Genomic DNA, 24,598 nt, shown 5'->3' with positions numbered 1-24,598 from the left:
GTCATCTTTCTGGTACTGCGCGGCAGGCCTACGAAGCGACGCGACGGACTTACCGTGAAGGCGCAGCTCACCTCTTGCGGTTCACAGCCGCCTCACTGAGCCGGACCGTCTGCCGGCTGAACGGAGGGACATGCGTGCGCCTTCATCGACCGTCGCGAAAGGCCTGACGCTCGCCGCCGGACTCACCCTCGTCCTCACGGCGTGCAGCGGCTCGAGCGGGGACGGCGACAACGACAGCAACGGCGGCTCTGCGGGGCTGAGTTCGTGCAGTTCCCAGGGCAAGGCCAACACGTGCAATTCCGGGGAGCGCAAGTCCGGAGGAACGTTCACCTACACCATCGAGAAGAACATCCAGGCCTGGAACATCGAGGACTCGAACGGCAACACCTTCGAGAACAGCGAGGCCATGACCGCCGTGCTGCCGCAGGTCTTCGTGCCGCAGCCGGACTTCGGGCTCAAGCTCAACACGGACTTCGTCACCTCCGCCGAGCAGACCGGCGCGAGCCCGCAGACGTTCGTCTACAAGATCAACCCGAAGGCGTCCTGGAACGACGGAACGCCGATGACGGCCGACGACTTCATCTTCCTGTGGCGCACCATGAACGGGAAGGACTGCCCGCCGCCGCCCGCGAGCGACGAGAGCCAGACCAAGGGCTGTCTGCCGTGGTCCACCTCGGGCTGGGACCGCATCAAGTCGATGACCGGCTCCGACGGCGGCAAGACCGTGACCGTCGTGATGGACAAGCCGTACTCGGACTGGAAGTCCTTCTTCGGCGGCGGCTACGGCCTCTACCCGGCGCACGTCGCGGAGAAGGCCGCCGGTGTGGCGGCCGGCGGCGCCGACAAGCTGACGGCCACTCAACTCACGCAGGGCTGGCAGTACTTCATGAAGACGCCGCCCAGCGAGTACGCGACCGGTGGCCCGTACAGGATGACGGAGTGGAAGGACAACGACCACGCCACCTTCGAGCCCGACCCCAAGTGGTACGGGAAGTCGAAGCCGACCCTCGACCGGCTGATCTACAAGGTGATCTCGGACGCCACGCAGGAGCCGACCGCCCTGAAGAACAACGAGGTCCAGGCCATCTACCCGCAGCCCCAGGTGGACCTCGTCAACCAGATCAAGGACATCCCGAACGTCTCGTACACCATCGGTTCCGGTCTGCAGTGGGAGCACTTCGATCTCAACCTGCACAACCCGGTGATCGGCAAGTACAAGGCGCTGCGGCAGGCGATGTTCACGTCGGTCAGCGTGAAGGACATGATCGACAAGACGGTCGGCCAGTTCGACAAGGACGTCAAGCAGCTCGGCAGTCACATGCTGATGCCCGGCCAGCTCGGCTACGAGGACGCCGTCACTCCGACCGGACAGGGCTCGGGTGACGTGGCGAAGGCGAAGAAGCTCCTGACCGACGCCAGGTTCACCGGGGTCGGCTCCGCGCTGAAGACACCGGACGGCAAGGCCGTCGGACCGTTCAACTGCCGCTACACCACCGGGAACGCGATCCGGCAGAGCGAGTGCCAGATCCTGCAGTCCGCCCTCGGTGACCTCGGCATCAAGATGACGATCAAGCCGATCGGCGCGGCCGACCTCGGCACGGTGCTCACCGGGCACCAGTACGACATCATCGTCTTCGCCTGGGTGCAGGGCCCGACGCCGACGTCCAACGCCCAGGGCACCTGGTCGACCGGCCAGGCCAGCAACTACGGCGGCTACAGCAACAAGCGGGTCGACAAGCTGCTGAACGACTCGGTCGGGCAGACCGACAACGCCAAGGCCATGACGTTGCTCGCCGACGCGGACATGATCATGACGGACGACGCTTACGTGCTGCCGCTGTACCAGAAGCCGACGTTCCTCGCGGTGCAGGACCGCTTCGTCGGGATACGGAACAACCCGACCATCATCGGCCCGCCGTACAACGTGGCCGAGTGGGGCCTCAGGAAGTAACTCCCGACGGAAAGGGAGCAGTTCGGCCCCGGCGGTACGCCGTCGGGGCCGTCCACCGCCACTCGAGGAGTCCTGCATGTTCGCCTACGCGGTGCGACGCGTCCTCGTCTCGATCCCCGTCCTGATCGCGTCGACGTTCATCGTGTTCCTCGTCGTCGTGAACGCGGGCGATCCCGTCGCCAACTTCGCCACCTCCCGCAATCCGGCTCCCAGCAAGGCCGCCGTCGCCTCCTTCGCCCGGCACATCCACGCCGACCAGCCGATCGCGCAGCGCTACTGGAACTGGATCGTGGGCGTCCTGCACGGCGACTGGGGCCCGTCCGTCGACCCCAACCTGAACATCGGGCACGATCTGTTCACCCGCTTCGGCGTCACCGTGATCCTGGTGATCTCCTCGATGCTGGTGGCCCTCGTCCTGGCCATCGCCTTCGGGGTGTACAGCGCGGTACGGCAGTACTCGCCCTCCGACTACGTCATCACCTTCGTCGGGTTCCTCTTCCTCGCGATGCCCGTCTTCTGGTTCGCGGTCCTGCTCAAGCAGGCCGGCATCTGGTTCAACGACGGGACCGGCTCGGCCTTCCTCGGCACCATCGGGGACCGGTCCGCGTACCTGGAGGTCGACACCTTCGGCAATCAACTCAGCGACCGCGTAGGTCACTTGGTGCTTCCCGTCGTCACGCTGGCCCTCGTCTCGTTCGCCTCGTGGACCCGCTACACCCGCGCCTCGATGCTCGAGGTCCTCGACTCCGACTACGTACGCCTGGCCCGCGCCAAGGGCATCCGCCGCCGCAAGGTCCTCACCCACCACGCGCTGCGCACCGCGCTCATCCCGCTCACCACCGTCACCGCCCTCGACATCGCGCAGCTGCTCGGCGGCGTCGTCATCACCGAGACCATCTTCCAGTGGCACGGCATGGGCGAGATGCTGGTCGACGCGGTGAGCAAGGTCGACGTCTACCGCACCATGGCCTGGCTGCTGCTCTCCGCGGTGATCGTCATCGTGTTCAATCTCGTCGCCGACCTGCTCTATGCCGTACTCGACCCGAGGATCCGGTATGACTGACACCACTCAGGCAGCGGGCGCCACGGGCGGCGGACTCCCGCGCGTCGACCGCGAGTTCACGGTCAAGGAGCGTACGCAGACCCAGCTGGTGCTGCGCCGCTTCGTACGGCACCGGGCGGCGATGGCCAGCCTCCTGATCTTCGTGCTCATCGTGCTGTGGGCCTTCATCGGGCCGCACCTGTGGCACTACTCGTACGAGAAGTACACGCCCGACAACTCCCAACCGCCCTCCGCCAAGCATCCGTTCGGCACCAACTCCTCCGGGTACGACGCCTACGCCCAGGTCATGCGCGGCACCCAGACCTCCCTGAAGATCGCCATCATGATCGCGGTCGGCTCGACGGTCGTCGGCGCGGTCTGGGGCGCCGTCGCCGGGTTCTACCGAGGCGCCGTCGACGCGGTCATGATGCGCGTCTCCGACCTCGTCCTGACACTGCCCCTGCTCGCCATCGCGCTGGTCATCTCCTCGAGAAGCGGCGGCAGCTGGTACTGGATCGCCGCTGTCGTCGCCGGACTCACCTGGGCGTACGTCTCCCGCGTCGTGCGCTCCACGGTCCTGTCGCTGCGGGAGAAGGAGTTCGTGGAGGCGGCCCGGGCGCTCGGCGCCTCGGACGCCCGGATCATCTTCCGGCACCTGCTGCCCAACTCGCTCGGCCCGATCATCGTCAACGCCACCATCCTCGTCGCCACCGGCATCCTCACCGAGACGGCCCTGTCCTTCCTCGGCTTCGGCGTGCAACCCCCAGACACCTCGCTCGGGCTGCTCGTCTCCCAGGCGCAGACGGCCGTCGACACCCGGCCGTGGCTGTTCTACATCCCCGGCGCGTTCATCATCACGATCGCGCTGACCATCAACTTCATCGGCGACGGGTTGCGCGACGCGTTCGACCCACGACAGCAGAGGGTGCGCCAATGACCGTCCGTGGCAAGGCTGTCGGCAGCGGCCCCGAGCTCGCGCTGCCCACCGAGGAAACGGTCCTCGAAGTCGAGGAGCTGCGCGTGGGATTCCCCACCGAGGACGGTCTCGTACGGGCCGTGCGCGGCGTCACCTACCGGCTGGAGCGCGGCGAGTCCCTCGGTATCGTCGGCGAGTCCGGGTCCGGCAAGTCCGTGACCGCGCTCGCCGTGATGGGGCTGCTGCCGAAGACGGCCAAGGTGGCGGGCTCCGTGCGCTTCCAGGGCACCGAGCTGCTCGGCCTCGGCGACAACGCGCTCTCCGACGTCCGCGGCAGCGGCATCGCCATGATCTTCCAGGACCCCATGACGTCCCTCAACCCCGTGTACACCGTGGGCCACCAGATCGAGGAAGGCCTGCTCCGGCACAACCCGGGCCTGTCCCGACAGGGGGCGCGCACCCGGGCCGTCGACCTCCTCGGCACCGTCGGCATCCCGCACCCCGCCCGGCGCGTCGACGACTACCCGCACGAACTCTCCGGCGGCATGCGCCAGCGCGTCGTCATCGCCATCGGCATGTCCAACGACCCGGCCGTGATCATCGCCGACGAGCCCACCACCGCCCTCGACGTCACCGTGCAGGCACAGATCCTCGACGCGCTGGAGACCGCGCGGGCCGAGACCGGCGCGGCGTTCGTCCTCATCACCCATGACCTCGGCGTGGTCGCCGGCCACACGGACCGGGTCGCCGTCATGTACGCGGGGCGCGTCGTCGAGACCGGCTCGGTCGAGGACATCTTCTACACACCCCGGATGCCCTACACCCTGGGCCTGCTGGGATCGCAGCCCCGCATGGACCGCGAGGAGGAGCGGCTCACGCCGATCGCGGGCGCGCCGCCGTCTTTGCTGAACCTGCCACCGGGCTGCCCGTTCGCGCCGCGCTGCCCGATGCGCGAGGACGTGTGCGACCGCGACGAACCGGAGCTGCGCGCCACCGGAAGAGCCGGACACCGCAGCGCCTGCCACTTCACCGAACGGCTCGTGGACACCGCGGCGGACGAGGTGTTCGAGACGGCGGGCGCCGACACCGCGGCCCTCGCGCGGCTTGCCGGTGACGACGAGCCCGACGGCGTGGACACCCCCGAGGACAGTGCGGGGAAGGACCTCGCATGAGCACGGTCGAGGAGCAGCCTGTCCTCCGGGTCCGCGACCTGGTCAAGCACTTCCCCGTCCGCTCCCGCGGCCTCGTGCGCCGCACCATCGGCGACGTGCACGCCGTGTGCGGGGTCTCCTTCGACCTCCACGCCAACGAAACCCTGGGCCTCGTCGGTGAGTCGGGCTCCGGCAAGACGACCACGGCCCGGACCCTGCTGAACCTGGAGCGGGCCACCTCCGGCAGCGTCACGTACCGGAATCACGAGCTGACCGAGCTGAGCCGCCGTCAGATGCGGCCGCTGCGCGCCGACCTGCAGATCGTCTTCCAGGACCCGTACGCCTCCCTCGACCCGCGTGTCTCCGTCCACGAGATCGTCGCCGAACCGCTCCGCATCCACGGCCGGTACGACGAGGCGGGGCGCGCCGACGTCCGCGAGCTGCTGCGCTTGGTGGGCCTCAACCCGGAGCACGGCAACCGCTTCGCCCACGAGTTCTCCGGCGGTCAACGCCAACGCATCGGCATCGCAAGGGCGTTGGCGCTGCGCCCCAAGGTCGTCGTCCTCGACGAGCCGGTCTCCGCCCTGGATGTGTCCATCCAGGCGGGCGTGCTCAACCTGTTGATGGACCTCCAGTCCGAACTCGGTCTCTCCTTCCTGTTCGTGGCGCACGATCTGTCGGTGATGCGGCACGTCGCCCACCGCGTCGCCGTCATGTATCTCGGCCGGATCGTCGAACTCGCCCCGACCCGCGAGCTGTTCGCCCGCCCCTCGCACCCCTACACCCAGGCCCTGATCTCGGCGATCCCGCTGCCCGATCCACGCAAGGAGCGGGCCCGCCGGCGCATCACCGTGCAGGGTGACGTGCCGAGCCCGATCCGCCCGCCGAGCGGCTGCCGCTTCCGCACGCGCTGCCCCAAGTTCGCGCAGCAGCTCAGCGAGGAGGAGCGGACGGCGTGCGTGGAACGCACCCCCGAGCTGACCGACCGCGGAACCGGCAACCCGGTCGCCTGCCACTACGCCCAGCCACTCGAACTGCTGTGACGATCAGTTGACTTGGTATGCGGACACCGCCTCCCTGAGGATTTGCCCGGCCTGTCCGACGACCGGGTCCCCGTGCCCGAAGCACGCCACCTCGCTCTCCAGCGCGGCGAGCCGGGCGAAGGAGGCGACGGCCCGCTCCCGGTCGAGGTTCAGCACGCCGAGAATGACCTGCCCGTCCACCGGCGACGCGGCGACGGCGTCACCCGTGAACAGCACCCCGTGCCGCGGCAGGTGCAACGCGATGGAACCCTCCGTGTGCCCGGGCGCGCCGACCACGCGCGCCCCGCCGCCGAAGTCCAGCGTGTCCCCGTCGTTCAACTCCCTCACGAAGGACGGCAGATCGGGCTCGGGAACCGGCGGCGGCAGCTGGGCCAGGGCCTGGGCGTGCAGCGGCCGCTCCCAGTCCTCGTAGACGGGATCCGGGCCCGCCGCCTCGCCGCGCACGTACGGCGCGTCGAGCCGGTGCGCGTACACCTCGGCACCGCTGATCCCGGCGAACTCGGCGGCCCCGCCCACGTGGTCCTCGTGGAAGTGGGTGAGCACGATGCGCCGTACGTCCTCGGGGGCGTGTCCCCATGCGCGTACGGCATCGGCGATCGGCCGCCCCGCGCCGCGCGCGCCCGCGTCGATCAGGGTGAGTTCGGCGCCGTCCCGCCAGAGATAGGCCTGCCCGACCGGGAAGCGCAGCAGTCGCAGCCGGGGTGTGACGTCGATCGTGTCGACGAGGTCGTAGGTCTTCATGCCGCGACCGTACGAGCGGCCGGGGGCCGACGGCGTACGACTTGGCCCTGGGCAGAGCGGGCCCTTGATCGTCGCGGGCGGGCGGCGAAGGATGGGCCGATGAACTCCGAGCACCCCGCGCCCCACGAGCGCACTCCCCACGGCCGCCCGCGTGCCCGCGCCCTCGGCATCCCGTTCGACGGCACACCGGGGGAGTGGAACGCGATCACCGACGTCCCCGGCGTCGAGGTCGGCCACGTCACCCTCGTCGAGGGCGACGCCGTGCGCACCGGGGTCACCGCCCTGCTGCCGCGCGGCAAGGACGGCGTCGGCTCTGCCTGCGCGGCCGGCTGGTACTCCCTCAACGGCAACGGCGAGATGACCGGCACGACCTGGATCGAGGAGTCGGGGGCGCTCAGCCTCCCCGTCGCCCTCACCAACACCCACGCCGTCGGCACCGTCCACCGGGGCGTCATCGACTGGATCGCCGCACACCATCCGGGAGTGGCCGCCGAGTGGCTGCTGCCCGTCGTCGCCGAGACCTGGGACGGCTACCTCAACGACATCAACGGCCCGCACGTACGCACCGGGCACGCGGTCGAAGCCCTCGACGCGGCGGCGTCGGGACCGCTCGACGAAGGCTGCGTCGGCGGCGGCACCGGCATGAACTGCTATGGATTCAAAGGCGGTTCGGGCACCGCGTCGCGGATCGTCGCACACGGCCCCGACCGCTACACCGTAGGGGCCCTCGTCCAGGCCAACTTCGGCGAGCGCCGCGAACTCACCGTCGCGGGCGTGCCGATGGGCCGTGCTCTGGCCGACGACAATCCGATGCGGGACGGGGCACGCATGCCCGGCGGCGCCGGATCCGTCATCGTCGTCATCGCCACCGACGCACCGCTGCTGCCCGGTCAGTGCAAGGCGCTGGCCCGCCGCGTCCCGATCGGCCTCGGCCGCACCGGCACCACCGGCGGACACTTCTCCGGCGACATCTTCCTGGCGTTCTCCACCGCCAACGAAGGCGCGTTGAACAGCACCTTCCCGAAGGGCGAGCCGACCGCCGACACGTACGACAGCCTGCGATGCGTGCCGTGGGGGCGCATCGACCCGTTCTACGAGGCCGTCGTGCAGGCAGTCGAGGAGGCCGTCCTCAACGCGCTGTGCGCCGCCGAGGAGATGACGGGACGCAAGGGGCACCGGACGCCGGGGCTGCCGCACGAGAAGGTGCGGCAGCTCCTCAGGCGCTGAGGCCGGCCGGGACTTTAACGGCTACTTGGCGGCGGCGTACTTCTGCAGGAACAGTGCCTCCGCCACGGACAGGCGCTCCAACTCCTGAGGAGACACCGACTCGTTGACCGCGTGGATCTGCGCCTCCGGCTCGCTCAGCCCGATGAGGAGGATCTCCGCCTCGGGGTAGAGCGAGGCGAGGGTGTTGCACAGCGGGATCGAGCCGCCCTGGCCCGCGTAACTCATCTCCTGGCCGTCGTACGCCTCGGCCATCGCGTCCGCCAGCGCGGCGTACGCGGGGCTCGCGGTGTTCGCGCGGAACGGCTGACCCTGGCCGACCTGCTCGACCGAGACACGGGCGCCCCACGGGGTGTGTGCCTCGATGTGCGACATCAGCAGCTTCGTCGCCTCGGCCGCGTCCACACCCGGCGGCACCCGCAGACTGACCAGCGCGCGGGCGCCCGCCTGCACGGACGGCGTCGCGCCGACGACCGGCGGGCAGTCGATGCCGAGGACGGTGACGGCCGGCCGCGCCCAGATCCGGTCGGCGACCGTGCCCGCCCCGATCAGCTCCACGCCGTCGAGCACCTTGGCGTCGGAACGGAAAGCGTCCTCCTCGTACTGCAGACCGTCCCACGCCTCGGAGGCGTCCAGCCCGTCGACCGTCGTCGAACCGTCCTCGGCCCGCAGCGAGTCCAGTACGCGGACCAGCGCGGCGAGCGCGTCGGGCGCGGCCCCGCCGAACTGACCGGAGTGCAGATTGCCTTCAAGCGTGTCGATCTGGACCCGGACCAGCGTCATGCCGCGCAGCGTCGCCGTCGCGGTCGGCAGACCGCACTGGAAGTTGCCCGCGTCGCCGATGACGATCGTGTCGGCGGTCAGCAGCTCCGGGTGCTGCTCGGCGTAGCGCTCCAGGCCGCCGGTGCCCATCTCCTCCGAACCCTCGGCGATCACCTTGACGTTGACCGGCACCCCGCCGTTCGCCTTCAGCGCGCGGATCGCCAGCAGGTGCAGCAGCACGCCGCCCTTGCAGTCGGCGGAGCCGCGTCCGTACCAGCGGCCGTCCTCCCGCTCGGTGAGTTCGAACGGAGGCGTCACCCACGCCTCCTCGTCCAGCGGCGGCTGCACGTCGTAGTGCGCGTACAGCAGGACGGTGGGAGCGCCCTGCGGACCGGGCAGGAAGCCGTAGACCGACTGCGTGCCGTCCGGGGTGTCGAGCAGCGCCACGTCCTGGAATCCCTCGGCGCGCAGTGCGTCGGCGACCCAGTTGGCGGCGCCTTCGCTCTCGCTCTTCGGGTACTGGTCGAAGTCCGCCACCGACTTGAAGGCCACCAGTTCGGCCAGCTCCGCCTTGGCGCGGGGCAGCAGGGAGGCGACGGTTCCGGCGATCGGATGCGGCGACATGGGCACGCTCCTCGTGGGTGCGACGTTGTGCAGAGTGTGCCGACGATCATCCCACAGAGGTTCTCGACGTCGCCCGCCGTAGGATGCCTGGGGAACAGGCGGCAGGCGGCTGGATACGGAGCAGAAGACCATCGTGAGCAGCGGGAACCCCGAGAGCACAGTGGGCGGCAACGAGATGGGCGACGAGCAGGACGTGAACGTGTGGGACGTCGTGGTCGTGGGCGCGGGCCCGGCCGGGGCGTCCGCCGCCTACGCGGCCGCGGTCGCCGGGCGTCGGGTGCTGTTGCTGGAGAAGGCGGAACTGCCCCGCTACAAGACATGCGGCGGTGGCATCATCGGCCCGTCGCGTGATTCCCTGCCACCGGGATTCGACCTGCCGTTCAAGGACCGGATCAACGCGGTCACGTTCTCCCTGAACGGCAAGTACGTGCGCACGCGCCGCTCGCGCACCATGCTGTTCGGGCTGATCAACCGCCCCGAGTTCGACGCCCAGCTCGTCGAGCACGCGCAGAAGGCGGGCGCCGAACTGCGCACCGGCGTCACCGTGTCGAGGGTCGAGCAGCACGGCCCCGACGTGCCCGACCGGCGGACGGTCGCGGTGGTGCTCCAGGACGGCGAGACGGTCCTCGCGCGGGCCGTGGTCGGCGCCGACGGCAGCGCCAGCCGGATAGGAGCACACGTCGGGGTCAAGCTCGACCAGGTCGACCTCGGCCTGGAGGCGGAGATCCCGGTGCCCGAGACGGTCGCCGACGACTGGCGCGGCCGCGTCCTCATCGACTGGGGCCCCATGCCCGGAAGTTACGGCTGGGTCTTCCCGAAGGACGACACCCTGACCGTCGGCGTCATCTCGGCGCGCGGCGAAGGAGCCGCCACCAAGCGGTACTTGGAGGACTTCATCGCGCGGCTCGGCCTCGCCGGATTCGAGCCCTCCATCTCCTCCGGGCACCTCACGCGCTGCCGCGCGGACGACTCACCGCTGTCGCGGGGCCGCGTGCTGGTCTGCGGCGACGCGGCGGGCCTGCTGGAGCCGTGGACCCGGGAAGGCATCTCGTTCGCGCTGCGTTCGGGCCGTCTCGCGGGGGAGTGGGCGGTGCGCGTCGCCGAGTCCCACGATGCCGTCGACGCCCGCCGCCAGGCGCTGAACTACGCGTTCGCCATCAAGGCGGGCCTGGGCGTCGAGATGGCCGTCGGCAAGCGCATGATGACCGTCTTCGAGCGCAAGCCGGCCCTGCTGCACACGGCGCTGACCGGGTTCCGCCCGGCGTGGAACGCGTTCGCGAGGATCACCCGCGGCTCGACGACCCTGGGCGAGCTGGTGCGGTCGCATCCGATGGCGGGGCGGGTGCTGTCGCGCTTCGAGCGCTGAGGTCCGGTCGTGGTGCCCGTCCCGCCGATCAGGCGGCGGCGGGCACCGATGGATGCGCCAGGTAGCGGACCCCGGACGGTTTTCCTACGTTGAGTGATGGTCAAGCGACACGCTGTCACGACGGAGGAAAATCATGCGTCTGAGATCGGTCCTGCTCGTGCCCACGGTGGCCGGAGCCGCCCTCGTCCCGACGGCCGGGGTGGCCCACGCCGCCGACAAGGACTGCGCGGACTTCTCGTCCCAGGCCCAGGCCCAGGCCTGGTTCGACACCCACCCGGGCGATCCGGACCGGCTCGACCGCGACCGGGACGGCCAGGCCTGCGAGGACTACACCGGCTACCCGTCGACCTCGGACTCGTCCTCCACGTCGTCCTCGGACACGGCGAGCATGCCGCAGGGCGGGGTGCGGACGGGCTCCGGTGGTCTCGCCGAGCCCGAGGAGGGTTCCGCGGCCGGCCTTCCGATCGGCTTCGGCGCCGCGGCCGTCCTCGCCGCGGGCGCTGCCGTCGCGCTGCGCCGTGGCGCCCGGCGGGACGGCTGAGAACGGCGGGACCCGCGGGCCATGACCGATGCGACGCCTCCCGGCCGCGACAAGCGCCGCGATCTGCCCTGGATCGGGGCCGCCGTGCTGTGTGGCCTGCTCGCCGTGTGCTCCGTGCTGACCTGGTTCGACGCGTCGGGCTCCGGGGCGGGTCCCGGGGCGGCCGACCCCGGTCGGCCGGTGACCGGTTCGGTGCGGGGCGACGTGCCCGGCGACGCTGCCGCCGCCCTGTCCGACCGCCCCGGCGGGCGGGCGGCTCCACCCCAGGCCGAGGCCCCCGACCCGATCCGCCTGCGCATTCCGTCGATCGGCGTCGACACCGCCGTCGGACCTCTGTCCCTGGATTCCGAAGGCCGGCTTCCCGCTCCGGGCGGCTACGCCGATGTCGGATGGTGGCGTGAGGGAGTCGCGCCGGGGGAGTCGGGCCCTGCCGTGATCGCCGGACATCTGGACACGCCCACCGGCCCCGCCGTCTTCGCGAACCTGGCGGAACTCCGGCCCGGCGACCGGATGGAGATCACCCGCGCCGACCTCACCACGGCCGTCTTCGAAGTGCTCGGCACGATGGAGTTCCCGCAGGACGCCTTCCCCACCGAAGTCGTCTACGGCCGCACGCCCGACGCCCAGTTGCGGCTGATCACCTGCGGCGGCGCGTACGACCGTACGGCCGGCCGCTATCTCGCGAACACGGTCGTGTACGCGGCCATGGTGACCGCGTGACCCGGTGACTCGTGGCTGCGTGACCGCCGGGCCGCGGGCGGCGCGGGCTCAGGAGACGGTGATGCGGAAGACCGGGTGGTCGGGGCAGGCGGCGGCGAGTTCCTCGTCCGTCGACTTGGCCGTGACGCCCTGGAAGTAGTCGTTGACCTGCCAGCCCCAGCGCTCCAGATAGCTGCGCAGCACATCGCGCTTGAGGTCGTCGTCGGCGATCTCGACGGCCTCGAACGTGCGCACCTTGCGCCCCACCCGCAACTCGCCGCCGCCCGCGGCGTGCATGTTCTTCACCCACTGCGAGTGGCCGCGAGCCGAGATCAGGTACTGCTCACCCTCGTGCGTGTGCGGGTTCACGGGAATGCGCTGCAACTGCCCGCTCTTACGGCCGCGTACCGAGAGTTCGGCGGAGCCCGCGAGGCTGAGGCCGCGGCGGGCCAGCCAGCCGACGGCCTTGTTGAAGCGGATGGTGGTCGGGCTGCCCTTGAGGTAGTAGGGCTCGGACTGTGCGCTCATGGTGACTCCCAGGTGAGTGTGAGCACTGCTCTCGCTTAAGAGCAGTGTGCACGAGATTGGTGTTCAATGACAAGAGCAGTGCTCTCTTTTTTGTGCACCGATCCGAATCGTGTGCACCGATCCAAGTCCGTGGAACACTGTGCCCATGAGTACGAGCCGCAGCACATCCCCGCAGCAGGCCGCCTCGCGCACCACCCAAGGGGTCCGCGCTCGCGCCCGGCTGGAGATCACCGCCGCCATCAAGGACGAGGCGCGCAGACAGCTCGCCGCCGACGGCGCCGCCAAGCTCTCGCTGCGCGCCGTCGCCCGCGAACTCGGCATGGTCTCGTCGGCCCTGTACCGCTACTTCCCGAGCCGGGACGACCTGCTGACCGCGCTCATCATCGACGCGTACGACTCGCTGGGCGAAGCCGCCGAACGCGCCGACGCCGACCGCGAGAGCGGGCTGTCCGCCGCCGAGCGATGGGTCGTCGTGTGCCGGGCGGTACGGGATTGGGCACTGGCGCACCCGCACGAGTACGCCCTCATCTACGGCTCCCCGGTGCCCGGATACACCGCGCCGACCACCACGGTCAGGGCGGCGGCCCGGGTCGGCCTGCTGCTCATCGGCCTGGTGCGGGAGGCGTACGAGGGCAAGGGGGTGGCCCTGCCGAAGCTGCCGGCCCCACTGCGTCCCGAGGCCGAGCGGATGGCCGCCGATCTCGCGCCGGACCTGCCGCCCGCGGCCGTGGCCGCACTGGTCGCCGCGTGGGCGCAGCTGTACGGGCTCGTCGGCTTCGAGCTGTTCGGGCAGTTCAACCGGGTCGTCGAGGATCGCGCCACCTTCTTCGACCATGCCGTGGCGCAGCTCGCCCACGGGGTCGGGCTCGTGAAGTAGCGGCGCGGACGTGGCTCAGGCGGCCGCCGTGTCGGTGAGCAGCTCCGGGTCCTGGCGCAGGATGCGCCCGTGCAGGGCGCGCAGTGCCGGGCCCGGATCGGCGCCGACCGCGTCGGCGATCCGGCGCCGTGCGTCCTCGTAGGCGAGCAGTGCGTCGGAGGAGCGGCCGCTCCGATAGAGCGCGGTCATCAGGAGCTCCACCGGGCGTTCCCGCAGGGGGTGCCGGGCGACGAGCCTGATGAGTTCGTGGACGTACTCGAAGGACCGGCCGAGTTCCAGTTCCCCGGCGATCCTGGCTTCCAGGACACTGAGTCGCTTCTCCGCCCAGCGCAGTCGCTCGGCCGCCAGGTACGGGGCGTCGAGGCCCTCGGCGAAGTCGCCGCGCCACAACTCCTCGGCGCGCCCGGCCAGTTCGGACGCGGTGGCCAGGTCGCCCGCGTCCCGGGCTGCCATCGCCGCGTCCATCAGGGCACGCCGCTCGCGCAGATCGGCGGGGTGCGCTCCGGTCAGGCGGTAGGCGGTGCCGGTCCAGTCGAGTGACACGGTCGGGCACCCCGCGAGTGCCCGGCGCAGACCGGAGACGTACTTCTGCACGAGATTGCGCACCTGCGCGGGGGGCGTGCTGCCCCACACCGCTTCGACGAGTCCGCCGTACGACATCGTGCGCCCCTCCTGGAGGAGGAGCACGGCGAGGACGGCACGCTGCTTCGGCGGACCGAGTGGGACTTCTGCCGCGTCGTGCAACACCCTGACAGGGCCGAGGAGTTCGAAGCGCACGTCAGTCATGCAGCGAGAGTAACGCGGGCCCGGAAGAGCGTGCGATCGACCGTCCGGTGGGCGGTTCGCGGAAGTTCCGCCGGAGAGTCGGTGAATCGGCCGGTGGATCTTCCGGCGGACGGTCAGCGAATCTTCCGGCGGTTCTTCCAGCGGACGGTCAGAGGAACTTCCAGGGCATGGTCAGTGCCCGGTCAGTGACCGGTCAGCGGTTGGTCAGCGGGGGTGTGGAGTGTGGGAGCCGGACCCGTTCCACCCGGACACGTCCTGTCCGAACCCGTTCCCGCGGCTGCCGTCCTGGAGTGCCGCCTCGACATGAAAGCAGGGCCCACCATGCTCACTCGGCAGGCCCGTTGGGCGGTGCGGCACAGCCGCGCCGTGCTGATCGGCGCTCTCCTGGTCCTCCTCGGCCTCGCCGCGTACGGCGCGGGCGCGCAGCAGGATCTCCGTCTCGCCCGCTGGTCGTCGCCCGGCACGGAATCGGTGCGCGCCGCCGACGTGCTGCGCGAGGAGTTCGGTACCGGCAATCCGAACCTCGCGCTCCTGGTGACCGCGCGCGACGGCGACATAGACGCGCCTCGCACCGTGGCCGCGGCGAAGGCGCTGGAGGCCGAGGTCGCGCGCACCCGCCACGTCACGGACGTCACTTCCTACTGGGACCGGCGCAGCCCCGCCCTGCGGGGCGTCGAGGGCGACCGTGCGCTGATCCTCGTACGGCTGGAAGGCGACGCGACGGACACGCGTGAGCAGCTGGCGACGCTCTCGCCGGAACTGGCCCGCCGGACGGACCGGTTGACCGTGTCCGTCGGAGGCCAGGAGGAAATATCCCGGCAGGTCGGCGAGCAGGCCCGCACCGACTTCCTGCGCGCCGAGCTCTTCGCCCTGCCCGCCGTGCTGCTGCTCCTGATCCTGGTCTACCGGCGCACAATGGCGGCCCTGCTGACCGTCGGCGTCGGACTGCTCTCGGTCCTCGGCACCCTCGCGGGGCTGCGGCTGCTCGCGCAGGTCACCGAGGTGTCGACGTTCGCGGCGAACCTGGCGCTCGTCCTCGGACTCGGACTGGGCGTGGACTACAGCCTGTTCCTCATCGACCGTTACCGGGAGGAGCGCACGGCCGGGCACGCCCAGCGGGACGCGGTGGTGCGGGCCACGGCCGCGGCCGGGCGGACGGTGATCTTCAGCGGCGTGACGGTCGCGGTGTCGCTGTGCGCTTTGCTGGTGTTCCCGTTCTTCTTCCTCAGCTCCTTCGCGTACGCCGGTGTCCTCGTGGTCCTCACCGCGGTGGCCGGCGCGGTGCTCGTGCTGCCGGCGGCGCTCGCTCGCTGGGGGCATCGCGTGGAGCGGCCCCGGCAGGCCGCGTCCGGGCTGTGGCACCGCACCGCGCTTGCCGCCATGCGCCGGCCGCTGCTCGCCGGGGCCGCGGTCGTCGGCGTGCTCCTGCTCGCGGCGTCCCCCGTACTCGGCCTGCGGTTCGGGCTGCCGGACGAGCGGACGCTGCCCGAGGGGACGTCGTCGCGGACGACATCGGAGACAGTCCACACCACGTTCGCCGCCGAACCCACGGACACGATCCAGATCGTCCTCGACATCCCGGGTAACTCCACGCAGCTGAGCGGGAGTTACGCGTCCCGACTGTCGCGAATCCCCGGTGTGTACCAGGTGGACGCGCCGTCCGGCGCCTACCGCGAGGGACAGCGCACCGGACCGGCCGGACAGGCGAAACTCACCTCGCACGACGGCACCCGCACCCGCATCGCCGTCATACCGACCCAGAAGGCGATGCGCGGGGACGTGCCCGCGCTCGTCGACCGGATCCGCCGCACCGAGGCGCCCGCGGCGGCCCTGGTCGGTGGCTACCCGGGTGAGACGACCGACTTCCGCGCCACGCTCCTGGACCGGCTGCCGCTCACCGCCGGCCTCGTCCTCGCGGCCACGTACGTGATCCTCTTTCTGATGACCGGCAGCGTCCTGCTGCCCCTGAAGGCCACCGTCCTCAATCTGCTCAGCCTGGCCGTGATGTTCGGCTGCCTGGTGTGGGTGTTCCAGGAGGGCCGGCTCTCCGGACTCCTCGGATTCACCGCGACCGGGTCGATCGAGCCAAGCATCCCGGTGCTGATGTTCTGCGTCGCCTACGGACTCTCCATGGACTACGAGGTGTTCCTGCTGGCCCGGATCAAGGAGGAGCACGAGCGGACGGGGGACACCCGGGCGGCCGTGGCCGAGGGCATACGCCGCAGTGCCCCGCTGATCACCGCGGCGGCCGGGATCCTCGCGTTCTCGTTCCTGTCGTACGTCACCGGGGGAGTGGTCTTCCTCAAGGAACTCGGCCTCGGCACGGCGCTGACGATCCTCGTCGACGCCACGCTCATCCGGACCGTGCTGCTCCCGGTGACGATGCGACTCGCGGGGCGTGCCAACTGGTGGGCGCCGGTCTTCCTGCGCCGACTGCGGATACGGGAGCCGGCCACGCCCGAGGAGCCCGTACTCCGCGGGGAGTACGTGTGATCACCTCGCCCGGCTGACGCCCGTCGCGGCCTGTGGCCCTTAGCGTGGCGACATGGACGAGCAGCGTGAACGGGCCGGCGGCCCGGCCCGGGCCCCGGGCGGGCCACCGTGGCGGCAGCGACCGCTGTGGTCGGGCGAACGCCCCGGGTGGTGGCGGGGAGCCTCCGGGGGCCGGTGGCCGTGGCGGTCCACGGTGCTGGTCACCGCGTTCGTGCTGATCGGCTCCCACTTCGCCGCGCACGGGCAGGTCGACCGCGCCGACCTCGACGTGTTCGCTCGGTTGTTGCTGCTCGCGTCCGGGGTGCAGCTGCTGTGGCGGCAGCGGTACCCGGTCGCGGTCGCCTTCGGCACGGCGCTGTGCGCGATGGTGTACGTGGGCGCCGGCTATCCGTACGGGCCGATCTTCGTCGCCGTGGCGCTGGGGTGCTTCTCGGCGATCGTCGCGGGACACCGCCGCGCCGCATGGGGAGCCGTCGGCGTGTTCTGGGTGGGGCACGCGGTGGTGGGGCACTGGCTGTACCGCTATCTGCCGCCGTCCGGTGACGGGCCCGCGCCCTGGGGGCAGGAGGGGATCGTCGCGGCGTGGGTGCTCGCCGTCGTCGCCGTCGCCGAGCTCGCCAGGGTGCGGCGCGAGCAGTGGGCACAGGCGAGGGCCGAGCGGGAGCAGGCGGCGCGCAGGCGGGCCGACGAGGAGCGGCTGCGGATCGCCCGCGAGCTGCACGACGTGCTCGCCCACTCCATCTCCGTGATCAATGTGCAGGCAGGTGTCGGGCTCGCCCTGCTCGACTCCGATCCGGAGCAGGCGCGTACGGCCCTCACCACGATCAAGGCCGCGAGCAAGGAGGCGCTCGGGGAGGTGCGACAGGTGCTCGACACCCTGCGGGCGCCCGGGGACGCGCCGCGCGCTCCGGCGCCGGGTCTCGACCGGTTGCCCGAACTGGTCGAGCAGGCGGCGGGCGCCGGGCTCACCGTCGACGTCGTCACGGGCGGGGAGCGGGCGGCGCTGCCGCCGGGCGCGGATCTCGCCGCGTTCCGCATCGTGCAGGAGGCGCTGACGAATGTCGTACGGCACTCGGAGTCCCGGCGCGCCGGGGTTCAACTCCGTTACGGTAAGGCGGTGTTGACGGTGACCGTCGACGACGACGGGCCCGCGAGCCACGCCGAGGCGGGCGGCAGTGGGAACGGGCTCGCGGGAATGCGCGAGCGCGCCGCCGCCCTGGGTGGCACGATCGAGGCGGGACCACGCCCCGACGGCGGCTTCCGGGTCGTCGCCGAACTGCCGCTCGGCCCGTCGGCGGCGCCCCCCGCCCCGCCCGGCCGGCCTTCGGAGGACCCCCGGTGATCCGCGTACTTCTCGCCGACGACCAGTCGCTGGTCCGCGCCGGCTTCAAGGCACTCCTCGACGCGCAGAGCGACATCGAGGTCGCCGGCGAGGCCGCCGACGGGGAGGAAGCGGTGCGCCAGGTGCGCGAACTGCGTCCCGACGTCGTCCTGATGGACATCCGGATGCCCCTCCTCGACGGGCTCGCCGCGACCCGCCGGATCGGCGAGGACCCGGAGCTCAGGGCGGTGAAGGTCGTCATGCTCACCACCTTCGAGCTGGACGAGTACGTCTTCGAGGCGATCCGCTCCGGCGCCTCCGGCTTCCTGGTCAAGGACACCGAGCCGGAGGAACTCCTGCGTGCGGTGCGGGCCGTGGTGCACGGAGACGCGTTGCTGTCGCCGGGGGTGACGCGGCGGCTCATCGCCGAGTTCGCAGCGCGTTCCAAGGAGCCCGCGGAGGTCGCGTCGCTGGCCGAGCTGACCGAGCGGGAGCGGGAGGTGATGGCGCTCGTCGGGATCGGTCTGTCGAACGAGGAGATCGCCCGGCGCCTCGTCGTCAGCCCGCTCACGGCGAAGACCCATGTGAGCCGCACGATGGTCAAGCTGGGCGCCCGCGACCGGGCCCAACTCGTCGTCCTCGCCTACGAGTCGGGGCTCGTGCGGCCGGGCTGGCTCGGCTGAGGGCGGGGGCGGGGGCGGGGCGGGAGCGCGCGCCGTCCCGGTCGGTCAGGTGGCTTCCAGCGCGTCGGCCCGGCGCGTCAGGTCGGCCGCGATGTCGTCCCAGTCCGGGCCGTGCAGCCACAGGTTGTCCGCGGCCCTGCGCAGCAGCGCCGGGTCGTCGGGTCGTTGCAGCAGCGCCAGTCGGTAGGCCAGATTCCGGATCCAGACGGGGAGGTTGCCGTCGACCACGTGCGGGCACAGCTCCTGCATCATGCCGATGAGAGCGTCCGCGTCGGCGAAGGTGAGCTCCTCGACGAAGTGGCGCTCGTCGTGGTCGAGCTCGCACTCCGGGGTGGGGCGGAACTCGTCGTCGTAGAGGCAGCGCGCGTGGGTGATCAGTGAGCTGTGCACGGCCGGGAGCTCTTCCACGGCGGCGGCGTGCCGGTCGAACCGTGACAGCACCCGTACCACCCGGACGACGAACGCCACCGCACCCGCCGTCCCGGCCGCCGCGACGAGCCCGCTCCGCGCGCCGCCCGAGACGGCGCCGACAAGTGCCGGCAGGGCCAGCAGGGCGAACACGGCGCCGCCCAGCAGCGCTGCGGTGAACAGGGCGAAGCCGATCTCGACGGTCATCGCGTCCCGCTGGGCCTGTGTCCTGCGTGGTCGTGCAGTGTCCATGGCTGAGCCCCCCGTGTGCGCCATGCGGACGATTGTCGCAAACGCGGGCCCCATGGGCGACAGGTGCGACCGTCGACCATGGGGCCCGTCCCCCGCGGAAGGTGAGCCGGTGTCAGTCGCGCAGGACGAGGTGCTCCGCGTCCGCCTCGGCCGGCACCGACGCGGCGACCACGAGCGTCTTGCGCGTCCGGCGCGGGCGCAGCCCGGTCAGGGTGATCAGCAGCCCCGCCACGGCGACCGCCGTGACCACCACGAGACCGGGACGGAAACTGTCCAGGACGGCTTGCGGCGAGGACCCCGCGGGCGTGTTCGCGGTGACGACGGCCGTCACCACCGCGAGGAAGATCGCGCCGCCGACCTGCACGGACGTGTTGAGCAGGCCCGAGACCATGCCCTGCTCGTCGTCGTGCACCCCGTTCGTGGCCTGGATGTTGAGGGAGGGGAAGACGAGGGCGCAGGCCGCGCCGATGAGCAGCATCGTGGGCAGGATGACGGCCGCGTAGACCGGGTCGAGGCTGATGCGCAGGAAGAGCGCGTAGCCGACGACCATGAAGGTGAAGCCGACGGCGATGACGCGGGGCGTGCCGAAGCGGTCCACGATCGAGCCGACCTTCGTCGACGACAGGGCGACGAGCGCGCCCGCCGGGAGGAACGCGAGCGCCATGCTCAGCGCCGACCAGCCGAGCAGCGACTGCAGGTACAGCGTGGCCAGGAACTGGAAGCTGACGTAACTGCCGAAGAACGTCATCGCGCCGAGCTGGGCCCGCACCTGTGAACCCGAGCGCAGCACGCCGAGCCGGATCAGTGGCGAGGGCGAGCGCCGTTCGATGCGGACGAAGGCGACGAGGAGCACGGCCACGGCGAGGAAGGAGAGCAGCGTGCGCGGTGAGCCCCAGCCGGCCTCCGGTGCCTGCACCACCGTGAAGACGAGGAGCAGCATCGACAGGGTGCCGGTGACGGCGCCGGGGATGTCGTAGCCGCGGTGGTTCTCCTCCTTGGAGCTGTGCGGGATCAGCTTCAGGCCGAGCAGCAGCGCGATCACCGCGATCGGCGCGGGCAGCAGCATGGTCAGGCGCCAGCTGGCCTGTGTCAGGAGGCCGGAGAGGACGAGGCCCATGGAGAAGCCGGTGGCGGCGCAGGTGGTGTAGATGGACAGGGCGCGGTTGCGGACCGGGCCCTCGGCGAACGTCGTCGTGATGATGGACAGGCCGGCCGGTGCCGTGAACGCGGCGCTCAGACCCTTGATGAAGCGGCTCGCGATGAGCAGCGGGCCGGAGTCGACGAGCCCGCCGAGCAGCGAGGCGAGCGCGAAGACGCCGAGCGCGATCAGGAAGACGCGGCGCCGCCCGAGCAGGTCGGCCGCACGGCCGCCGAGCAGCAACAGTCCTCCGTAGCCGAGGATGTAGCCGCTGACGACCCACTGGAGGGTCGCCGTCGACAGGCCGAGCTCGGAGCCGATGGACGGCAGCGCGACACCGACCATCGAGACGTCGAGCGCGTCCAGGAACATCGCGGCGCACAGCACGAGCAGTGTCCCCCACAGGCGAGGGGACCAGCGCTCCGGGGAAGCATCCGGGACGGGCGGAGCGGTGGTGAGCGGAGAAGTCATGCCGAGGAGACTACATGCACATGCATTGACTGCAAGTGCATTTAATTCCGATGCAACAAAAGGTGGCTTTTCTGCTACGGTGCCGTCATGGCGGCAGGAAAAGTGGAGGCCGGGACGTCGGCCGACCTCGTGGAACGGTGGCGGGGCATCCTCTCGCTGCACGCGCGCACCTTGTGCGAGCTCGACCGGGAGCTGCATCAGCACGGTCTGGGCGCAAGCGACTTCGAGGTCCTCGACGTGCTCGCGGAGGGCACCGCGGAGGACGGCACGGCGGCCTACCGCGTGCAGGAGATCGCCGGCCAGGTGCACCTGAGCCAGAGCGCGCTGTCCCGTCTCATCGGGCGTCTGGAGAAGGACGGGCTGGTGGAGCGCGGCATGTGCAGCGAGGACCGGCGCGGGGTGCGGGTCTGCATCACGGCCAAGGGGCGCGCCCTGCACACCGAGGTGCGACCGCTGCAGCGGGCCGTGCTGCGCCGGATGCTGGAGTCCGACGCCGCGGTGTGACGGCCCGCCGGGCGATCGGCGGGTCAGACGCCCGACCGCTCCCGCCACAGCGCGGCGAGCGAGGCGTCCCCGCTCACGTTTGGGAACGGCAGCCGGTTCCACAACGACAGGTAGAGCCGCGCGGCCGGTCCCGACACCTCGCACTCGGCGTCCGCGGAGGCGCCGCGTTCGGTCATGGGCGGGTCCTGGGTGATCCGCACGGTCCAGGTGACGTCGGCATCGGTGGCCCGTAGGCGCAGCACGCGTGGCGCGTCCGAGCGCACTCGGCTGCGGCCGCGCGCGTGGAAGCCGCGGAGCAGCTCGTCGATCCCGTCGACCGCGAACTCCTCGGTGATCCGGCCGGGTTCATCCCGGGGCGCTTGGGGCAGGGCCGACACGGCGTCCAACCGGTGCACCGTCGTCTCGTGCGCCTGCCGCCGTGCCCAGAACGCCAGGGGCGACGGAGCAGGCAGGAAGGCGAAGCACTCCACGTCGGGCCGTGCGTTCGTCAACGTATCGACAAGTCGTCGATGACCCTCGCGGAACCAGGCGAAGAGGGCGTCCCCGTCCAGGCCGGGCGGTACGTCGGGCATGGGGCGGGGGTCGGTCGCGCCCTCGGCGACGAACGCGGTGGCCCAGCGGTGCACCGCGCCCTGATGGCGCACCAGGTCGCGGACCTGCCAGTCCGGACAGGTCGCGACCTTGGCGTCGGCCCCCGCCCGCTCGGCCGCGTCGGCCAGCAACTGGCCCTCCGCGTGCACGACTTGAATGTGTTCGGCAATCTCCATGGGGGCGAGTCTGCCTCCTGGCGCGTGCTCCGGCTCAGATTTTCGGGGCTGGGGGCACGGCCGCGCGTCGCGTGGTGAAGCCGATCGTCGCCGCCACCGCCGCGAGCACTGCCACGCTGGTCAGGGCCAGCGGCAGCGAGAACCAGTCCGCCATGAAGCCGATCGCGGGCGGTCCGAGCAGCATGCCCCCGTACCCGAGCGTGGAGGCGGCGGCGACCCCGGTCGGGCCCGCGAGCGCCCCGGCCCGCTCGATGGCGACCGGGAAGAGATTGGCGAGACCGAGCCCCGTGACGGCGAATCCGACGAGGGCGAGCCACACCGAGGGGGCCAGCGCACCGAACAGCATGCCGACGGCGCCGATCGCGCCGCCGAAGACCACCGTCCGGGTCCTGCCGAGCCGTTCCAGCAGGGTCGTGCCGGTGAGCCGGCCGATCGTCATGGCGAACGCGAAGCACGAATAACTGGCCGCCGCGACGCCCGGATGCGCGTGCAGGTCCTGCTCCATGTGCAGTGCGCTCCAGTCGGCGAGGGCCCCTTCTCCGTACGCCGTGCACAGGGCGATCAGGCCGAGGACGAGGACGAGCACACGGGTGCCGCGGTCCAGGCGGCGGGACGGTTCCGACTCGGGTGTCCGTATACGTTCCTGGAGGCGCGGGGGCCGGTGGCGCAGCAGCGTCGGACCGGCCGCGGCCGTGACCACGAGGCCGAACACCGCGATGACCAGCAGATGCCGGGTCGGCGAAAGATGCGCCGCGACCAGTCCGCCCAGCCCCGAACCGACCATGCCGCCGAGACTGAACGCGGCGTGGAAGCTCGGCATGACCGGTCGGCCGAGCTCGGCGACGAGATCGACCGCCGCGCTGTTCATCGCCACGTTGATGCCGCCGTACGCCGCCCCGAACACCAGCAGGACGAGTCCGAGGGTGAGGGGCGAGTGGGTCAGCGGCGGCAGGACCACCGTCAGGGGGAGCAGGACCCCCAGGGCGACCGTCACCTGGTGGCTGCCGAAGCGGCGGCACAGCCGTCCGGTCAGCATCATCGTGATGACGGCGCCGGCCGACACCCCGAGGAGCGCGAGCCCGAGCGTGCTCGCCGACGCCCCGGTCTGCGCCTTGATGGCGGGGATGCGGACCACCCAGCCCGCGAAGACGAATCCGTCCAGGGCGAAGAAGACCGTGATGGCGATGCGCAGTCGGGTCAGGGAGGGGCTGCGGGGACTGTCGGCGCTGACGATCCCGAGTTTGTTTAGTAGCGGCACAAAGTCAGATTAGAGGGGGAGTCGCTTTCGGGACAAGAGGGTTCCGGGTGTGTGCCGGGACAGGGCATGCGAAAGGCGCGCGACGCGGATGCGTCGCGCGCCCCAAGGCCGGCGAAGTAGCTGAGATGAGGGTCAGACGGCGACGACCTGGACGCCCGCCTCCTCGAACCGCTCCCGCGTCGCCTTGTCCGCCGACTCGTCCGTCACCAGGACGTCGACCTGTGTGGCGTCGCAGATCCGGGCGAAGGCGCGGTGACCGAGCTTGCTGGCGTCCGCCGCGACGATCACGCGCTCGGCGCGCTCGCACAGCAGTCGGTTGATCGCGGCCTCCGCCTCGTCGTGCGCGGAGGCGCCGTGCGTGACGTCGAGGCCGACGACGCCGAGCACCGCCGTGTCCAGGGTGATCTGTCCAAGCACGCCGTCGGCGAGTGGGCCGATCAACTCGTACGACTGCGGGCGCGCCACCCCGCCTGTCAGCACGATCTTGAACTGCGGGCGCACGGCCAGCTCGTTCGCGATGTTCAGGGCGTTCGTGACGATCGTCAGGGCGGGCGTGCCGGAGGCGAGTTCCGGGCGGACCGCGAGCGCCCGCGCGACCTCGGTCGTCGTCGTGCCGCCGGTCAGGCCCACCGCCTCGCCGGGCGTGAGGAGTTCGGCGACGGCCTTCGCGATGCGCTGCTTCTCCGAGGCGTTGCGCGCGGTCTTGTAGCGCAGCGGCAGCTCGTAGCTGACTCCGTGCACCACGGCGCCGCCGCGCGTGCGGACCAGCATCTGCTGCTCGGCGAGCTGGTCGAAGTCGCGGCGGATCGTCGCGGCGGAGACGCCGAGTTCACCCGCCGCGTCCTCCACGTCGAGGCGGCCGCGCTCGACGAGCAGTTCCAGGAGGGACTTCCAGCGGGCGTCGCGGGACATCCGCGGCCTCCAATCGTCGATCGACTCGGTTGCGGGAAACCCTAGCTGTTGTGCGTGCGATTGCTTGATTGTGCTTGAAAGCTCGCGATATCTTGCAGGAACAAGCATGACTGCAGCAGTGTGACTGCAACGGGCCGTTG

General features: G+C 71.1%; 23 protein-coding genes. 14 read left to right on the top strand and 9 right to left on the bottom strand.

Annotation, left to right across the window (positions count from 1 at the left end; all coding sequences use genetic code 11):
* The first annotated feature begins 130 nt into the window (after window positions 1–130).
* The 5 genes from B072_RS0122045 to B072_RS0122025 all read left to right on the top strand — a co-directional run bounded on the left by B072_RS0122045 (window position 131) and on the right by B072_RS0122025 (window position 6,103).
* Window positions 131–1,951, top strand: a complete 1,821-nt coding sequence (locus tag B072_RS0122045) for an ABC transporter family substrate-binding protein (RefSeq protein WP_018532151.1) — start codon at window positions 131–133, stop codon at window positions 1,949–1,951.
* Window positions 1,952–2,027: 76 nt separating this feature from the next.
* Window positions 2,028–3,014, top strand: a complete 987-nt coding sequence (locus B072_RS0122040; protein WP_018532150.1) for an ABC transporter permease — start codon at window positions 2,028–2,030, stop codon at window positions 3,012–3,014.
* On the top strand, window positions 3,007–3,930 hold the full coding sequence (locus B072_RS0122035; protein ID WP_018532149.1) for an ABC transporter permease: 924 nt from the start codon (window positions 3,007–3,009) through the stop codon (window positions 3,928–3,930). Before B072_RS0122040 ends, B072_RS0122035 begins: the two co-directional genes overlap by 8 nt.
* Complete coding sequence (locus B072_RS0122030; protein ID WP_018532148.1) at window positions 3,927–5,081, top strand: ABC transporter ATP-binding protein; 1,155 nt, start codon at window positions 3,927–3,929, stop codon at window positions 5,079–5,081. Before B072_RS0122035 ends, B072_RS0122030 begins: the two co-directional genes overlap by 4 nt.
* The gene (locus tag B072_RS0122025; protein ID WP_018532147.1) at window positions 5,078–6,103 is read left to right on the top strand and encodes an ABC transporter ATP-binding protein; all 1,026 of its coding nucleotides are present in this window, start codon (window positions 5,078–5,080) and stop codon (window positions 6,101–6,103) included. Before B072_RS0122030 ends, B072_RS0122025 begins: the two co-directional genes overlap by 4 nt.
* A gap of 3 nt (window positions 6,104–6,106) precedes the next feature.
* Here the strand turns inward: B072_RS0122025 and B072_RS0122020 are convergent, their stop codons facing one another.
* On the bottom strand, window positions 6,107–6,844 hold the full coding sequence (locus B072_RS0122020) for an MBL fold metallo-hydrolase (RefSeq protein WP_018532146.1): 738 nt from the start codon (window positions 6,842–6,844) through the stop codon (window positions 6,107–6,109).
* Between the two features lie 99 nt (window positions 6,845–6,943).
* Here B072_RS0122020 and B072_RS0122015 point away from each other — a divergent pair, with 99 nt between their 5' ends.
* The gene (locus B072_RS0122015) at window positions 6,944–8,071 is read left to right on the top strand and encodes a P1 family peptidase (RefSeq protein ID WP_018532145.1); all 1,128 of its coding nucleotides are present in this window, start codon (window positions 6,944–6,946) and stop codon (window positions 8,069–8,071) included.
* Between the two features lie 21 nt (window positions 8,072–8,092).
* Here B072_RS0122015 and B072_RS0122010 read toward each other — a convergent pair whose 3' ends face one another.
* Window positions 8,093–9,454: a dipeptidase gene (locus B072_RS0122010; RefSeq protein ID WP_018532144.1), complete on the bottom strand. Its 1,362-nt coding sequence runs from the start codon at window positions 9,452–9,454 to the stop codon at window positions 8,093–8,095.
* A gap of 175 nt (window positions 9,455–9,629) precedes the next feature.
* Between B072_RS0122010 and B072_RS0122005 the strand changes: the two genes are divergently transcribed.
* The 3 genes from B072_RS0122005 to B072_RS0121995 all read left to right on the top strand — a co-directional run bounded on the left by B072_RS0122005 (window position 9,630) and on the right by B072_RS0121995 (window position 12,081).
* Window positions 9,630–10,820 (top strand): geranylgeranyl reductase family protein, encoded by a 1,191-nt coding sequence (locus tag B072_RS0122005; protein WP_026246146.1) that lies wholly within the window; start codon window positions 9,630–9,632, stop codon window positions 10,818–10,820.
* Window positions 10,821–10,953: 133 nt separating this feature from the next.
* On the top strand, window positions 10,954–11,361 hold the full coding sequence (locus tag B072_RS49255; RefSeq protein ID WP_018532142.1) for an excalibur calcium-binding domain-containing protein: 408 nt from the start codon (window positions 10,954–10,956) through the stop codon (window positions 11,359–11,361).
* A 21-nt stretch (window positions 11,362–11,382) separates the two neighbouring features.
* Window positions 11,383–12,081, top strand: a complete 699-nt coding sequence (locus tag B072_RS0121995) for a class F sortase (protein WP_018532141.1) — start codon at window positions 11,383–11,385, stop codon at window positions 12,079–12,081.
* Between the two features lie 48 nt (window positions 12,082–12,129).
* Here B072_RS0121995 and B072_RS0121990 read toward each other — a convergent pair whose 3' ends face one another.
* Window positions 12,130–12,588: a nitroreductase family deazaflavin-dependent oxidoreductase gene (locus B072_RS0121990; RefSeq protein ID WP_018532140.1), complete on the bottom strand. Its 459-nt coding sequence runs from the start codon at window positions 12,586–12,588 to the stop codon at window positions 12,130–12,132.
* Window positions 12,589–12,733: 145 nt separating this feature from the next.
* Between B072_RS0121990 and B072_RS0121985 the strand changes: the two genes are divergently transcribed.
* Window positions 12,734–13,465 (top strand): TetR/AcrR family transcriptional regulator, encoded by a 732-nt coding sequence (locus tag B072_RS0121985; RefSeq protein ID WP_018532139.1) that lies wholly within the window; start codon window positions 12,734–12,736, stop codon window positions 13,463–13,465.
* Between the two features lie 15 nt (window positions 13,466–13,480).
* Here B072_RS0121985 and B072_RS0121980 read toward each other — a convergent pair whose 3' ends face one another.
* On the bottom strand, window positions 13,481–14,251 hold the full coding sequence (locus B072_RS0121980; protein ID WP_078506533.1) for an AfsR/SARP family transcriptional regulator: 771 nt from the start codon (window positions 14,249–14,251) through the stop codon (window positions 13,481–13,483).
* Between the two features lie 321 nt (window positions 14,252–14,572).
* Between B072_RS0121980 and B072_RS0121975 the strand changes: the two genes are divergently transcribed.
* From B072_RS0121975 to B072_RS0121965, 3 genes are read left to right on the top strand one after another with little or no spacing between them, the layout of a single operon-like run.
* Window positions 14,573–16,744: an MMPL family transporter gene (locus B072_RS0121975; RefSeq protein ID WP_018532137.1), complete on the top strand. Its 2,172-nt coding sequence runs from the start codon at window positions 14,573–14,575 to the stop codon at window positions 16,742–16,744.
* Window positions 16,745–16,796: 52 nt separating this feature from the next.
* Entirely contained in the window at window positions 16,797–18,086 is a 1,290-nt protein-coding gene (locus B072_RS43730) for a sensor histidine kinase (RefSeq protein ID WP_051127260.1), read from the top strand.
* The gene (locus B072_RS0121965; RefSeq protein WP_018532135.1) at window positions 18,083–18,748 is read left to right on the top strand and encodes a response regulator transcription factor; all 666 of its coding nucleotides are present in this window, start codon (window positions 18,083–18,085) and stop codon (window positions 18,746–18,748) included. Before B072_RS43730 ends, B072_RS0121965 begins: the two co-directional genes overlap by 4 nt.
* A 45-nt stretch (window positions 18,749–18,793) precedes the next feature.
* Here the strand turns inward: B072_RS0121965 and B072_RS49250 are convergent, their stop codons facing one another.
* Both B072_RS49250 and B072_RS0121955 read right to left on the bottom strand, forming a co-directional pair.
* Window positions 18,794–19,408 (bottom strand): DUF6332 family protein, encoded by a 615-nt coding sequence (locus B072_RS49250; protein ID WP_234018898.1) that lies wholly within the window; start codon window positions 19,406–19,408, stop codon window positions 18,794–18,796.
* Window positions 19,409–19,520: 112 nt separating this feature from the next.
* On the bottom strand, window positions 19,521–21,017 hold the full coding sequence (locus B072_RS0121955) for an MFS transporter (protein WP_026246143.1): 1,497 nt from the start codon (window positions 21,015–21,017) through the stop codon (window positions 19,521–19,523).
* A gap of 87 nt (window positions 21,018–21,104) precedes the next feature.
* On the opposite strand from B072_RS0121955, the gene B072_RS0121950 reads away from it, so the two are divergent.
* A complete protein-coding gene (locus B072_RS0121950) occupies window positions 21,105–21,521 on the top strand; it encodes a MarR family winged helix-turn-helix transcriptional regulator (protein ID WP_026246142.1) in 417 nt (138 codons plus the stop codon).
* A 23-nt stretch (window positions 21,522–21,544) separates the two neighbouring features.
* Here the strand turns inward: B072_RS0121950 and B072_RS0121945 are convergent, their stop codons facing one another.
* From B072_RS0121945 to B072_RS0121935, 3 genes are all read right to left on the bottom strand, one after another.
* On the bottom strand, window positions 21,545–22,288 hold the full coding sequence (locus B072_RS0121945) for a maleylpyruvate isomerase family mycothiol-dependent enzyme (protein ID WP_018532131.1): 744 nt from the start codon (window positions 22,286–22,288) through the stop codon (window positions 21,545–21,547).
* Between the two features lie 34 nt (window positions 22,289–22,322).
* Window positions 22,323–23,546 carry an MFS transporter gene (locus B072_RS0121940; protein ID WP_018532130.1) on the bottom strand — a complete coding sequence of 408 codons (1,224 nt, stop codon included), beginning with the start codon at window positions 23,544–23,546 and terminating at the stop codon, window positions 22,323–22,325.
* Between the two features lie 132 nt (window positions 23,547–23,678).
* Window positions 23,679–24,458 carry a DeoR/GlpR family DNA-binding transcription regulator gene (locus B072_RS0121935; RefSeq protein ID WP_018532129.1) on the bottom strand — a complete coding sequence of 260 codons (780 nt, stop codon included), beginning with the start codon at window positions 24,456–24,458 and terminating at the stop codon, window positions 23,679–23,681.
* Window positions 24,459–24,598 lie beyond the last annotated feature (140 nt).

This window comes from Streptomyces sp. HmicA12, assembly GCF_000373565.1.
GTDB lineage: Bacteria > Actinomycetota > Actinomycetes > Streptomycetales > Streptomycetaceae > Streptomyces.
Note: the sequence above shows the minus strand (reverse complement) of the source record. Positions and strands in the feature narration are given on the sequence as shown.